Raw genomic sequence first — 12802 nt, 5'->3', positions numbered from 1 at the left:
GCCATGCAGGCAGGCCACAGCCTGGAACTGACCGGGCTGAACAAGAGCTTCGGCACGACGACCGTGCTGCGGGATGTCTCGGTCTCCGCGGCGCCGGGCAGCTTCGTCTCGCTGCTCGGCCCCTCCGGCTGCGGCAAGACGACGACGCTCAACATCGTGGCCGGCTTCGAGAAGCCGGACAGCGGCGACGTGCGGCTCGACGGAACCTCCGTCACGCGCATGCCGCCGCATCGCCGCGGGCTCGGCATGGTGTTCCAGAGCCACGCGCTGTTCCCGCACATGACGATCGCGCGCAACGTCGCCTTCGGGCCGCAGATGCAGGGTGTGGCCGCCGCGGAGATCGACCGGCGGGTGAAGAACGCGCTGGAGCTCGTCCGCCTGGGCCATATGGCGCAGAAATACCCGCGCCAGCTCTCGGGCGGGCAACAGCAGCGCATCGGCATCGCGCGCGCGCTGGCCGCCGAGCCGCGCATCGTGCTGATGGACGAGCCGCTGAGCAGCCTGGACGCCCAGCTCCGCCGCGACATGCAGACCGAGCTGCGCCGGATCCAGCGCACCGTCGGCACCACCGTCATCTACGTCACGCACGATCAGGAGGAGGCGATGGCGCTCTCCGACCAGATGGTGCTGATGCGCGGCGGGCAGGTGGAACAGGCGGGCCGCCCGGAGGAGCTGTACCAGCGCCCCGCGACGGAGTTCGTGGCCGGCTTCATCGGCGAATCCAACCTCTTCGACGCGACGCCGCTCTCCCATCCCGGCGGCTTCGCGCTGAGCGGCGGCACGGCCATCGAGACCGCCGCGAAGGCCGTCCCGGCCGGCACCGCCGCGCGGGTGGCGGTGCGGCCGGACCGCGTGGCGCTGGTGCCGGTTGCGGATCATGGCGATCTGCCGGTCCGCGTGCTCGACCGCCACTATGCCGGCGAGAGCTTCCGCTACAGCCTGGCCCTGGCGGACGGCACGCCGCTCGTTGCCCGGCTTCACGTCTCCGCGCCGCACCTGCCCATGCCGGGCGAGGCGGCCGCCGCGCGCGTCGCGCCGGCCGACTGGTTCGTCTTCCCATGACGCGCTGGTGGGGCATCGGCGGGGTCGGCCCGGCGCTGCCGCTGGCGCTGCTGCTGACCGCCTGCTTCGTCGTGCCGATGGCGATGGTCTTCTCGCTGGCCTTCCGCCCCTTCGACGCGCGCGTGCTGATGGGCACCGACTTCACCTTCGCCAATCTGGCGCGCTTCCTCGGCGACTGGCACTACATCGAGGCGTTCCTCCGCACGCTCTGGCTCTCCGCCCTCACGGCGGTGATCTGCATGGTGCTGGCGGTGCCCGTCGCCTGGAACCTGCACGGGATGCGCTCGAGCCTCGGGCGGCTGGCGGCGACCATGCTGGTCCTGACGCCGCTGATGGTCAGCCTGGTCGTCGCCTCCTTCTCCTGGACACTGATCATCGGCGGCAACGGAATCCTGAATCAGGTGCTGGAGGCGGCCGGGCTGTCGCGGCTGCGGCTGATGAACACGGCGACGGGCGTGGTCATCGTCAGCGTGTTCAGCCAGCTGCCCTATACGATCCTGACGACGCATGCAGCGCTGGAATCGGTGGACCAGCAGCTCTGGCGCGCAGCCATCGTGCACGGCGCGCGGCCGGCGCGGGCCTTCTGGCGCGTGATCCTGCCGCTCTGCCTGCCGGGCATCGTGGCGGGCGGGCTGATCGTCTTCGCGCTCACCATGGCGGCCTTCGTGATCCCCTTCCTGATCGGCGGCGGGCGCATCCTGGTGGCGCCGCTGCTGATCTACCAGTCGACCATGCAGCTCTTCGACTGGCCGGGCGCGGCGGCCCTCGGCATCCTGCTCTTCGCGCTCACCCTCTCCTGCACCTGGGCCGTGGCGGCGCTCGCGCAGCGGCTGATGCCCTGGGAGCGCCCGCGATGAACCGGGTGATGGGCGGCTTCGCGCTGCTGATCTACGCGGCCCTGGCCCTGCCGGTGGTGCTCGTCGCCGCGGCCTCCTTCACCGCCGGCGACTATCTGAGCGTGCCGCCGCAGGGCCTCTCGCTCCGCTGGTGGCGGGCGATGCTGGACGACCCTGACATGGTCACGGGCTTCCTCATCAGCCTGCGCGTCGCGGCGGCGACGGTGGCCATCTCGCTGCCGCTGGGCGCGCTCGGGGCGATCGGCGTGGCGCGCGCGCCGGGCGGCTGGCGCACCACGCTGGCGACGCTGCTCGCCTCCCCGCTCAGCGTGCCGCTGGTGCTGGTGGGCTTCTCGCAGCTCGTCTTCCTGACGCAGCTCGGGATGATGAACGAGGGCGGGCTGATCCTGGCCCATGTGGTGGTGAGCACGCCCTATGTGATGCGCTCGGCGCTGGCGAGCTTCGCGCTGATGGATCCCTTCACGGCCCGGGCCGCCGCGATCCATGGGGCGAAGCCCTGGCAGGTGATCTGGCACGTGATCCTGCCGGCGCTGCGGCCCGGGCTGGTCTCGGGCTGCCTCTTCGCGGGGCTGGCCTCGCTCAACAACATCGTCGTCTCCGCCTTCCTGGCCCGTCCCGGCGCGAGCCCGCTGCCGGTCGTGATCTTCAGCCGCATGGAGAACCTGGCCGAACCCTCCGTGGCGGCCGCGAGCACCTCGGTGATCCTGCTGACGACGCTGATGTGCCTCGTGCTCGAAAAGCGCTATTCCCTCTTCGCGACGCTGGCCCGCCGCTGAGGGCGCAGGAATCGTGGAAAGATCACTGCCGATCTGATTCGCTTCTCACCCATTGAGTGGACGACCGGCGGGTGAGCAGCGGCATCCTGCATGCGCAGCGCCCGGGGTGCCGCTGAAGCGACCGCGTGCCCGAATCCCTCCCCGCCCCGTGGCCCCGGCACAGCTCTCCCGGCCGGGGCCAGGACGCGGCGTCAGGTCACCTCGGCCGCCAGCGCGTGCGAGGTCAGGAAGCGCGTCCCTGCATGGGACTTCATGAAGCCGATCAGCCGGTCCAGCATCGCCAGCCGCCCCGGATGGCCGATGAGCTGCACGTGCAGGGTGAGGTGGAAGAACGCCCCCGGCCAGGCATGGGTCGCGGCGAACTCCTCCTGCCACAGCACCTCCACCTCCCGGGCCGTCCGCAGGATGCGCTCCATCCGCCCGCCATGGATGAAGAAGGGCGCATCGGCCAGGTGCCAGTGCACCGGCAGCTCCACCAGGTCGACCGGCACGCCATCGCGCAGGTGCCGATAGGGCCGCACCGCGTCGTGGAAGTTGGTGGAGACCGTCACGCCCTCCTCCAGCAGCAGGTCGAGCGTGTGGGCGCTCCATTCCCAGGAGGGCGAGCGCCAGGTCACGGGCCGCTCGCCGGTGATGCGCTCCAGCGCGCGGATCCCGCCCACCAGCTCCGTCCGCTCCTCCTCGCGCGAGAGGCCGACCGGCGTGCGGTGGTTCGCGCCGTGGCTGCCGAGCTCGTGGCCCGCGCGATGGATGGCGAGCACGGAATCGGGATAGCGGTCCGCGGTGATGCCGGGCACGAAGAAGGTCGCCTTCACCGCATGGCGCTCGAGCAGCGCCAGCAGCGGCGCCAGCCCCTCGCGGATGGCGAAGGCCCCGTGCGAAAGCAGCACGGGCTTCGCCGCGTTCTCCGGATTGATGGCAAGCCAGAGGGCTTCCGCATCCAGGCAGATGCCGAGCACGACGGGAAAGCCGGTCATGGGAATCTCCAGCGCATCAGGCGATCGCGGCGCGCAGCCGCTCCAGGCAGGGGCCGAGCAGCATCTCGCGCGAGCCCGTCTCGACATGCAGGCCGATGCCGAGCGCCACCGGCCCCGGCGCGAGGATGGCGATGGAACGCAGGCCGAGCTCCGCCTCCTCGCTCACCAGCGCGTAGCCGGCCGCCCGGGCGGCGAGGATGGCGTCGCGCAGGCGCGGCTTGTCGGTGAGCGTGAAGGGCGTCTGCGCGCGCGGCTCCAGCCGTTCCAGCCATGCGTCGAGCTCGTCCTCGGGCAGCAGGGAGAGCAGCATGCGCCCGCCGGCGCTGCAGAAGGCCGGCATGCGGAAGCCGATGCCCGTGCCCAGATGCCCGCGCTGCGCCGGCGCCGCGCGGGCCACCAGCACCGCCGCCTCGTCATCCAGCACGGAGGCAGAGCAGAGCGCGCCCATCTCCGCCGCGACGGCCTCGCAGACGGGCTGCAGCGCCGTGGTGACGGGGTTGGAGCGCAGATAGGCCGCGGCAAAGCCCAGGACGCGCGGAGTGACGCGGAAGACCCGCCCGTCGCTCTCGACGAGGCCTTGCTCCACGAGCGTCAGCAGGGCGCGGCGCGCGGTGGAGCGCGGCAGGTCGGCGGCCTTGGCCAGGTCGCTCAGCGAGCCCTGGCGCCGGTCGGGGCTGAAGGCGCCGAGCACCGCAAGCCCCCGCGCCAGCGCCTCGGAGAATTCATGGGCGTTGGGCCGCGCCTGACGCCTCGCGCTGTCCTGGTCGCGGAGCCGGGCCATGATCAGACGAGCTGGTCGGCGAGACCCGCGGCCTCGGCCTCGATCAGGCGGCGCAGGTCCAGCAGCATGGTCGCGGCCGAGGCCGCCTCGATGCGCATCGTGACGCCGAGCGCCGCCACGATGCGCCCATCGAAGCGGCGCAGCGGCACGGCGAGGGAGCGGAAGCCCAGCTCCGTCTCCTGGTCCACGAAGGCAAAGCCCTCGCGCCGCGCATCGCCGATAGCGGTCAGCAGGCCGGAGCGGCCGGTGACGCTGCGGCTGGTGAGGCCGGCGGATCCGGCGTCCTCCATCAGCGCCGCCAGGGCGGGTTCCGGCAGGTCGGCGAGCAGGACGCGGCCGAGGGCGCTGGCCGTCGCGGGAAGGCGCGCGCCGGCCTCGCGCGGGGAAATCCATTGGGACGGCACGGCGCGCGCCACGAGCAGCACCTCGCTGCCGTCGAGCACGCCGGCCATGCAGGCCGCCCCGGTCTTGGCCAGGATCCGCTCGCAGGCCGGCTGAAGAAGGGTCGGCGCCGGGTCCGACAGGAGATAGGGGCCGGCCAGCCGCAGGCTGCGCGGAGTCAGCCGCCAGCCGCGCCGATCCTGATCGAGATAGCCGAGAGCGACCAGCGTGCTCAGCGTCCGGCGCACGGTGGAGCGCGGCAGCCCCAGCAGCTCCGCCGCGTCCCCGACGGAGAGGACCGGGCGCTCCGCCGAGAAGGCCCCGAGCAGGGTGAGGCCGCGCCCGAGCGCCGCCAGGGCCTCGCCGCCGGACCCCGGGGCACTCACGAGCATGGCGACTGACCGAACATGCCATGGCGCATAGCGAAGCGGCGGGTGCGCCGCAATCGAGGCTGCCGGCTTGGAGGCCGTTGGGCAACACCGGCGGCGGAGGGTTCTCGGAGGATTCTTCGCGCCTGGAAGGCGGCGGTCATGCCGGAGGCATGCCTTCGGCATGACGCCGGTGCCGGTGCATCGGCAAGGCCGGCAACGCACCAGGCGCGGAAAAGGCCCGCGAAACCGACCAGCCGGAGTTGCCCAAAGGCCTCTCATGCAAGGCCGAGGCCCCTGCCCGCATCCCGCAGCCAGTCCTGGAGCCAGGGCGCGTAGCTGCGCGCGACCAGGAGGTCGATGACCGTCTCGCCGCGGGGCAGCAGGATGACGGGGCATCGCGCCAGCCGGGTACGCGCGCAATGCCCGGCCGGGAAGCGGCGCGGGTCGAGATCCATCGCGGCGCCGCGGGCGAGCAGGCCGCGCGCGGACGGCCCGCTGACGCGCAGGCCGATCCAGGCGCCGGTCACATCGACCGCGTCGATCCCTTGCCGGGCGCCCTCGGCACCGGCGGCGCCCACCACCAGCCATTCGTCCGGGCCCAGCCGCAACACCGCGCCCTCCGCCGTCAGCGTGGCGCGGGAGACGGCGTCCGGCGGCTCCACTCCGCCCAGCCAGGCGCGGAATTCCGCCTTGTCTGCCGCCCAGACCGTGAGAAGAGGAGCAACCGGCAGGAGGTCCAGGGCCAGGTCAGCCACGCAGCCTCTCTCCTTCCGGATCCAGGAAGACCGGCTCCACCACGCGCACCCGCGCCTCCTCGCCCGCCAGGGGCGAGACGGCGAAGAGCTCCTCGCCCTGCCGCGCTCGCCCCCGCTCCAGCAGGGCGAGCGCGATCCAACGGCCGAGCGACGCGCTGTAGAGGCCCGCGGTCACATGGCCCTGGATGGGCATCGGCACCGGCGCACGCGGATCCGCGACGAGCTGGGCCCCGCGCGGAATGGGCTGCGCGGCATCGGCCGCCAGCAGCCCGACCATCTGCCTGCGATCGGGCGAGGCCAACGCCGGCCGCCGCAGCGCCGCCTGGCCCACACAGCCCTTCTTCCGGCTCATCATCCGGCCGAGGCCGAGGTCGTCGAGCGTGGTGCGGCCATCGGCCTCGAAGCCCGGCATGAAGAAGCCCTTCTCGGCGCGCATGGTGAGCATGGCCTCGGTGCCGTAGGGCATGGCGCCGAAGGACAGGCCCGCCTCCATCGCCGCCTCCCAGAGCGCCAGCCCATGCTGCGCCGGGACGTTCACCTCATAGGCGCGCTCGCCGGAGAAGCTGATGCGGAAGACGCGCGCGGGCAGGCCGGCGACGCGGCCCGCCGCAACGCCCATATAGGGCAGCGCGGCGTCGGAGACGTCAAAGCCCGGACGCAGCGCCGACAGCACCTCGCGCGAGCGCGGGCCCGCGATGCCCAGGGCGGCCCAATGCTCCGTCACGTTCGTCAGCGTCACGTCCAGCCCGGGCCAGGCGAGCTGCAGCAGGCGGTCGAGATGGCCCTGCACGCGCTCCGCATTGCCGGTGGTGACGGTCATCACGTAGTGCCGCTCGCCGAGGCGGCTCGTGGTGCCGTCGTCCAGCACCATGCCGTCCTCGCGCAGCATGACGCCGTAGCGGCAGCGGCCGATGGCGAGATTCCCCCAGGAATTGACGTAGACGCGGTCGAGGAATTCCGCGACGTCGCGCCCGCGCAGGTCGAATTTCCCGAGGGTCGAGACGTCGACGAGGCCGACCGCGCCACGGGTGTTCAGCACCTCGCGGTCGATGGCCTGCTGATCGGTCTCGCCCCCCTGGGGATAGAGCTGCGGCCGCCGCCAGGTGCCGACCTGCGCCATGCGGGCGCCATGGGCGTCGTGCCAGGGCTGCATGGGCGTGACCCGCGCCGGCGCCACGCGCAGCCCGACATGGCCGCCCGCCAGGGCGCCGAAGGTCACCGGCACCAGCGGCGGCCGCGGTCGCGTGACGCCGACATCGGCCAGATCCGCCCGCAGCAGCTCGGCCACGCGCGCGGCGCCGATCAGCCCGCTGGTCCGCCCCTGGTCGGTTCCCATGCCGAGCGTGGTGTAGCGCTTCACCTGCTCGACGGACCGGAAGCCCTCGCGCAGGGCGAGGTCGATGTCCTCCACCGTCACGTCGTTGTGCAGGTCCACGAAGCGCTTGCCCCGCGCGCCCTGCGGCAGCGGCGCGATGGCGAGAGGGCGCATGGGCGCCTCCGCTTCCTCGATGACCGCCGGCGGCGTGCCGCCCCCGAGCGCAAAACCCTGCGCCAGGCAGTCCGAGAGACGGGTCGCGCCGGTGCAGGCCCCCACGCATTCCAGGGGCGGATCCGCCGGAACGAAGGCGCCGGTCGCCGGATCGAGGCGCGTGGCGCCGCCGGCCTGGGCCAGGAGCTGCAGGCCGGGCGTGAAGCCGCCCGAGACCAGCAGCGCGTCGCAATCGATATGCTCCGACGGGCCCGTGACGCCCTCGCCGGACAGGCGCATCACCTCGCAGCCCGTGACCGAGCGCCCGCCGCGCGCAGCGACCACGGCATGGCCGGGCAGGCAGCGCAGGCCGGCCACCCGCGCGGTCAGCGCCAGCGGCCCCTCCGCCACGGCCCGCAGGTCCACGATGGCCGCGATGGCGACGCCGGCCCGATGCAGGGCGATCGCCGCGCCATAGGCGCTGTCGTTGTTCGTGAAGATCACCGCGCGCCGGCCCGGCAGCGCCGCCTGCCGTTCGGCATAGGCGCGCGCCGCGGAGGCGAGCATGACGCCGGGGCGGTCGTTGTCGAGGAAGACCAGCGGCCGCTCCTGCGCGCCCGTGGCGAGGATGATGCGGTCGGCGCGCACGATCCAGCGGCGCTGGCGGGGGCCTTTTCCGGCCAGGTGCTCCAGCACGTCCACGCGATGGCCGTCGGAGATGGCGAAGGCGGTCGCGCGGCGCAGGATCGTGACGTCCGGCTGCGCCTCCAGCGACGCCTCGCGCGCGGCGAGCCAGAAGCCGGCCTGGATGCCGTCGATGAGAGCGTCGGGATCGGCCGCCGCCAGGCCGAGGCGTGAGCCGTCATCCACCAGCATGACGCGCGTCCCCGGGGCCGCCAGGGCGGAAGCCGCCGCGATCCCCGCGGGCCCGCCGCCGATCACCAGGACCTCCACATGCGCGTGGACCTGCTCGTAGTGGTCGGGGTCGGGCAGGCCGGGAGCACGGCCGAGGCCGGCTGCCTGGCGGATGAGGCGCTCGTAGAGCGGCCAGAGACGCCGGGGGCGGAGGAAGGTCTTGTAGTAGAAGCCCGCGGGCAGCAGCGGCGCCGCGATTCCGGCGATCGCGCCGAGGTCGAAGCCGACCGAGGGCCAGGCATTCTGGCCGGCGGCGACGAGGCCCTCCACGAGCGGCACGAGGCCGCCCTTGCAATTGGGCGCGGTGGCGGCACCCTCGCCGAGCTGGAACAGCGCGTTGGGCTCCTCCGCGCCATAGCCGAAGATGCCGCGCGGACGGTGATACTTGAAGCTGCGCCCGACGATCCGCACGCCGTTGGCCATCAGCGCGGAGCTCAGCGTGTCGCCGGTCTGACCGGTGTAGGATCGGCCATCGAAGCGGAACTCGATGCCCTGGTCGCGATCGATGCTGCCGCCTGTCGCGGCGCGAAAGGGCTGGGTCACGCTGCGCCGTCCAGGATGGCGCCGGTCGCCGTGTCGCGCGTGATCGCGAACCAGCAGCGGCAGCCGGCCGCGTGGTACCAGAGCTCGCGATGCGGCCCGCGGGGGTTGTCGCGCAGATAGATCTGCGCGTGCGCCTCCTCGGGCGGGAGATCCGCCGCGACGGTCGGCGGCACGCCGGCATCGCCGCCGTAGTCGAATTCGGTGACGTCGCGGGGGCCGCAGCAGGGGCAGGGAATCAGCATCAGTGCAGCCACGGCGTGGCGCCAGCGCCGCGCTCGTCGATGAGCGCGCCGGTGGCGAAGCGGTCGAGGGCGAAGGGGGCGTTCAGCGGGTGCGGCTCGTCGCGCGCGATGGTGTGGGCGAAGCACCAGCCGCCGGCGGGCGTGGCCTTGAAGCCGCCGTAGCACCAGCCGCCGTTGAGATAGAGGCCCTCCACTGGCAGCTTCGAAATGAGGGGGCTGCCGTCCATGGTCATATCCATGAGCCCACCCCAGCTGCGGAGCTGCCGCAGCCGGCTGAAGCAGGGGAAGAGCGCCAGGCAGGATTCCACCGCGTGGTCCAGCGGCTCCGGCGAGCCCCGCTGGGCGTAGGAGTTGTGGCCGTCGATGTCGCCGCCCATCACCAGCTCGCCCTTGTCGGACTGGCTCGCATAGAAGTGCAGCGCGCCCGAGGCGACGACGGCGTCGAGCACCGGCTTCACCGGCTCGGAGACCATGGCCTGCAGCACGTGGCTCTCCATGGGCAGGCGCAGGCCCGCCATGGCGGCGAGCACGCTGGAATTGCCCGCGACGCAGAGGCCGACCTTGGAGGCGGTGATCGGGCCGCGCGTCGTCTCGACCCCTGTGACGCGCCCGCCCTCGCGGCGGATGCCGGTCACCTCGCAGCTCTGGATGATGTCGACGCCCAGGGCATCGGCGGCACGCGCATAGCCCCAGGCGACGGCGTCGTGCCGCGCGGTGCCGGCGCGCGGCTGCTCCAGCCCGCCGAGCACCGGCAGCCTCGCATCGGGCGAGAGGTCCAGCGCCGGCAGCCGGCGCGCCAGTGCGGCGCGGTCCAGCAGCACGGCATCGATGCCGTTGAGCCGCATGGCGTTGCCGCGCCGCATGAGGCCGGTGAGGTCCGACTGCGTGTGCGCGAGGGTGATGCAGCCGCGCTGGCTGAACATCACATTGTAGTTCAGCTCCAGGCTCAGCCCCTCCCAGAGCTTCATGGCGTGCTCGTAGAAGAGCGCGTTGGGCGGCAGCAGGTAGTTGGAGCGGACGATGGTGGTGTTGCGCCCGGTGTTGCCGCCGCCGAGCCAGGCCTTCTCCAGCACCGCGATGCGGCGGATGCCGTGCTCCTTCGCGAGGTAGTAGGCGGTGGCAAGGCCGTGCCCGCCGCCCCCCACGAGCACCACGTCGTAGCCCGGCTGCGGCTCGGGGCTCCGCCACATCTCGAGCCAGTTGCGATGGCCGGTGAGCGCGTTCCGCGCCAGCGAGAGGAGGGAGAAATGCGCTCTGCCGCGGGCCGCCAAGGGCGATGGCTCCATTCCAACTATCGAACAAAAAGACGATAGTTCGCCCATAACCTCAAGGTCAATCCAGATCCTTTAAGGGCTAAGCCATTAAATCGCTTGATACCCTCACCGTATCGCAGGATAATCGAATTTAGGTTCGGTAATTGGACATCGAGCCGGCCTGGAGCATCGCCCTTGGACCCGAACGGCGCTTCAGCGCCAGACCTCGCGGAACAGCCGCATCCAGTTCGCGCCCAGCAGCCGCGCGATGCGCGACGGCGCCCAGCCGCGCCGCTCCATCGCCGCCGTCAGGTTCGGGTATTGCTCGATCCGTCCGAAATCCGGCGGGAAGACCGCGCCCTTGGGCTGGATGAGCTGCCGCCCGTAGCCCTTGTCCCGCAGCAGATAGGCGAAGTCCTCCTGGGTGAGACCCTGCGTGAAGTCCGTGCCGATCGCCACCTGCTCTTCGCCGCAGAGGTCGATGATGTGGGCGATAGCGTCGAGGTAGTCCTCCAGCGTGGACTCGCTGCCGCGCCGCATGAAGGGCGGGAACATGGTCACGCCCACCAGCCCGCCATGCTCGGCGACGAGGCGCATCTCCGCGTCGGTCTTGTTGCGCGGATGGTCCTTCAGCGCCCTGGGCGCGCAATGGGTGTAGGCGACCGGCTTTCCGGAGGCGAGCACGATGTCGCGCGCGGTGTCGGTGCCGACATGGCTGAGGTCGATGAGGATGCCTTCGGCATTCAGTGCCTGCACGAGGTCGTGCCCGAAATCGGTGAGCCCGCCGTCGCGCGATTCCAGGCAGCCGGAGCCCGCCATGTTCGCGGTGTGGTAGGTCATCTGCACGACGCGCAGCCCGAGCTCGGCGAAGAGCGGCACGCGGCGCAGATCCTCGCCGAAGCCGACCGAGTTCTGCCAGCCGAGGATGATGCCGACCTTGCCCTGCTCCTTCGCGCGCAGGATATCGTCCGGCGCGTAGACCTGGAGGAGCAGCGCGGGGTGCTCGCGGAACCACTGCTTCCACTGCGCGATCGCATCGATGGAGGCCTCGAAGCCCTCCCAGATTCCGCAGGTGCAGTTGGCCGCGGTGAGGCCGCCATCGCGCATCGCGGCGAAGACCTCCGGGCTCCATTTCGAGACGATGAGCCCGTCGATCACCAGCGAGGTTTCGTGCAGCGAGGTCATGCGCGGAGCGGAGCCTTTTCCCTGTGTCGCGGCCGCCATGCTAGGGCGGGGCCATGCGGGGCGTCACCACAGAATCTCTGAAACTACAAACAAAAACAAATGGTTGATTCATTCTCCGGACAGTCCGGCGAAGGGAGAATCGCGGTTCGCGGCATTCGTGAAACCTCCAATGCGCCACCCGGCGCGAACCGGAGACGATGATGCCTGCACGCCTGCCCCGCCGTGCCCTCGCGCTCGGCGTCATCGCGCTCGCCGCGCCGCGCCTCGCCCGCGGCCAGACCTTGCCGCGCCCGGCCCGCCTCGTGCTCGGCTATGCGAGCGGCACGGCCATGGACACGGTGGCCCGCCTCTATGCGCGCGAGTGGCAGGGCCGGTACGCGCCCTCCGTCATCGTGGAGAACCGCACCGGCGCGAATGGCCGCCTCGCCGTCGAGGCGGTGAAGGCCGCCGCCCCTGACGGCATGACCATCCTCATGACGCCCGAAAGCGCGCTGACCATCTTCCCGTCCGTCTATGGCGCCGGCCTGCGTTACGACCCGCTCGCGGATTTCGTCCCGGTCGCCCCCATGTCGGGCTTCGCCTACAGCTTCGCCGTCGGCGCCGGCCATCCGGCGAAGACCTTCGCCGAATTCGTGGCCTGGGCCCGCACCCAGCCCGAGATCACCTATGGCAGCCCCGCCGCCGGCTCGGGCCTGCACTTCCTCACCGTGCTGATGGCCAGGCGCTTCGGCCTCAACATGACGCATGTGCCCTATCGCGAGACGGCGCAGATGCTGTCCGACCTCGAGGCGCTGCGCCTCGGCGCCGCGATGCAGGTGGGCGGCAACGTCACGCAGCTGCACCAGGCGGGGCGCGTGCGGATCCTCGCGGTCTCCTCGGAGGAGCGCGTCCCCTCCCTGCCCGACGTGCCGAGCTTCGCGGAGCTCGGCTATCCCGACATGACGGCGCTCGCCCTCTACGGCCTCACGCTGCCGGCCGGCACGCCGCGCCCCATCGTGGACAGCCTGGCGCAGCTCACCCTTGCGGCCGGCGCGAAACCGGAGGTGCGCGAGGTGCTGGTGCGGCTGGATCAGGCGCCGGTCGCCACCTACCCGACGCCGGAGGCCTTCGCCGCGCGCATCCGCCAGGAGCAGGAGCGCTGGGGGCCGGTGGTGCGCGATTCCGGCTTTCGCCCGGAGTCCTGAAAAGACCCTTGTCCTTCGGAAATCGATCTCTTACGCTTTCGCGCAATGTCGG

The 12802-nt window shown here is 71.9% G+C and carries 12 protein-coding genes; 4 read left to right on the top strand and 8 right to left on the bottom strand.

The window, feature by feature from the left end; all coding sequences use genetic code 11:
- Nucleotides 1-3 precede the first annotated feature (3 nt).
- From AC1ROY_RS20845 to AC1ROY_RS20835, 3 genes are read left to right on the top strand one after another with little or no spacing between them, the layout of a single operon-like run.
- Nucleotides 4-1062 carry an ABC transporter ATP-binding protein gene (locus AC1ROY_RS20845; protein ID WP_493150804.1) on the top strand — a complete coding sequence of 353 codons (1059 nt, stop codon included), beginning with the start codon at nt 4-6 and terminating at the stop codon, nt 1060-1062.
- Nucleotides 1059-1919, top strand: coding sequence for an ABC transporter permease (locus AC1ROY_RS20840; protein ID WP_493150803.1), 861 nt, complete (start codon nt 1059-1061; stop codon nt 1917-1919). Before AC1ROY_RS20845 ends, AC1ROY_RS20840 begins: the two co-directional genes overlap by 4 nt.
- Nucleotides 1916-2695, top strand: a complete 780-nt coding sequence (locus AC1ROY_RS20835) for an ABC transporter permease (RefSeq protein WP_493150802.1) — start codon at nt 1916-1918, stop codon at nt 2693-2695. The genes AC1ROY_RS20840 and AC1ROY_RS20835 overlap by 4 nt, the downstream gene beginning before the upstream one ends.
- A gap of 191 nt (nt 2696-2886) precedes the next feature.
- On the opposite strand, the gene AC1ROY_RS20830 is transcribed toward AC1ROY_RS20835, so the two are convergent.
- From AC1ROY_RS20830 to AC1ROY_RS20795, 8 genes are all read right to left on the bottom strand, one after another.
- A complete protein-coding gene (locus AC1ROY_RS20830) occupies nt 2887-3672 on the bottom strand; it encodes a polysaccharide deacetylase family protein (protein ID WP_493150801.1) in 786 nt (261 codons plus the stop codon).
- 16 nt (nt 3673-3688) lie between these two features.
- Nucleotides 3689-4453, bottom strand: a complete 765-nt coding sequence (locus AC1ROY_RS20825) for an IclR family transcriptional regulator domain-containing protein (protein ID WP_493150800.1) — start codon at nt 4451-4453, stop codon at nt 3689-3691.
- A 2-nt stretch (nt 4454-4455) separates the two neighbouring features.
- Nucleotides 4456-5226, bottom strand: coding sequence for an IclR family transcriptional regulator domain-containing protein (locus AC1ROY_RS20820; RefSeq protein WP_493150799.1), 771 nt, complete (start codon nt 5224-5226; stop codon nt 4456-4458).
- 254 nt (nt 5227-5480) lie between these two features.
- The gene (locus AC1ROY_RS20815; RefSeq protein ID WP_493150798.1) at nt 5481-5960 is read right to left on the bottom strand and encodes a sarcosine oxidase subunit gamma; all 480 of its coding nucleotides are present in this window, start codon (nt 5958-5960) and stop codon (nt 5481-5483) included.
- The gene (locus AC1ROY_RS20810) at nt 5953-8886 is read right to left on the bottom strand and encodes a sarcosine oxidase subunit alpha family protein (protein ID WP_493150797.1); all 2934 of its coding nucleotides are present in this window, start codon (nt 8884-8886) and stop codon (nt 5953-5955) included. The genes AC1ROY_RS20815 and AC1ROY_RS20810 overlap by 8 nt, the downstream gene beginning before the upstream one ends.
- On the bottom strand, nt 8883-9128 hold the full coding sequence (locus tag AC1ROY_RS20805; protein ID WP_493150796.1) for a sarcosine oxidase subunit delta: 246 nt from the start codon (nt 9126-9128) through the stop codon (nt 8883-8885). Before AC1ROY_RS20805 ends, AC1ROY_RS20810 begins: the two co-directional genes overlap by 4 nt.
- Entirely contained in the window at nt 9128-10399 is a 1272-nt protein-coding gene (locus tag AC1ROY_RS20800) for a sarcosine oxidase subunit beta family protein (protein WP_493150795.1), read from the bottom strand. Before AC1ROY_RS20800 ends, AC1ROY_RS20805 begins: the two co-directional genes overlap by 1 nt.
- Before the next feature lie 195 nt (nt 10400-10594).
- Nucleotides 10595-11566 (bottom strand): dipeptidase, encoded by a 972-nt coding sequence (locus AC1ROY_RS20795; protein WP_493150794.1) that lies wholly within the window; start codon nt 11564-11566, stop codon nt 10595-10597.
- 200 nt (nt 11567-11766) lie between these two features.
- Here AC1ROY_RS20795 and AC1ROY_RS20790 point away from each other — a divergent pair, with 200 nt between their 5' ends.
- Nucleotides 11767-12750, top strand: a complete 984-nt coding sequence (locus AC1ROY_RS20790) for a Bug family tripartite tricarboxylate transporter substrate binding protein (protein WP_493150793.1) — start codon at nt 11767-11769, stop codon at nt 12748-12750.
- Nucleotides 12751-12802: the final 52 nt, after the last annotated feature.

This window comes from Roseococcus sp. GW821-FHT12F05 (assembly GCF_058806835.1).
The sequence above is the reverse complement of the archived record's forward strand: the minus strand, read 5'-3'. Positions and strand labels throughout refer to the sequence as shown.

What these genes read in the sequence shown, in the direction of transcription:
- AC1ROY_RS20845 (WP_493150804.1), top strand. Translation starts at nt 4, where the DNA reads ATGCAGGCAGGCCACAGCCTGGAACTGACCGGGCTGAACAAGAGCTTC.
- AC1ROY_RS20825 (WP_493150800.1), bottom strand. Translation starts at nt 4,453, where the DNA reads ATGGCCCGGCTCCGCGACCAGGACAGCGCGAGGCGTCAGGCGCGGCCC.
- AC1ROY_RS20830 (WP_493150801.1), bottom strand. Translation starts at nt 3,672, where the DNA reads ATGACCGGCTTTCCCGTCGTGCTCGGCATCTGCCTGGATGCGGAAGCC.
- AC1ROY_RS20835 (WP_493150802.1), top strand. Translation starts at nt 1,916, where the DNA reads ATGAACCGGGTGATGGGCGGCTTCGCGCTGCTGATCTACGCGGCCCTG.
- AC1ROY_RS20820 (WP_493150799.1), bottom strand. Translation starts at nt 5,226, where the DNA reads ATGCTCGTGAGTGCCCCGGGGTCCGGCGGCGAGGCCCTGGCGGCGCTC.
- AC1ROY_RS20805 (WP_493150796.1), bottom strand. Translation starts at nt 9,128, where the DNA reads ATGCTGATTCCCTGCCCCTGCTGCGGCCCCCGCGACGTCACCGAATTC.
- AC1ROY_RS20790 (WP_493150793.1), top strand. Translation starts at nt 11,767, where the DNA reads ATGCCTGCACGCCTGCCCCGCCGTGCCCTCGCGCTCGGCGTCATCGCG.
- AC1ROY_RS20795 (WP_493150794.1), bottom strand. Translation starts at nt 11,566, where the DNA reads ATGACCTCGCTGCACGAAACCTCGCTGGTGATCGACGGGCTCATCGTC.
- AC1ROY_RS20840 (WP_493150803.1), top strand. Translation starts at nt 1,059, where the DNA reads ATGACGCGCTGGTGGGGCATCGGCGGGGTCGGCCCGGCGCTGCCGCTG.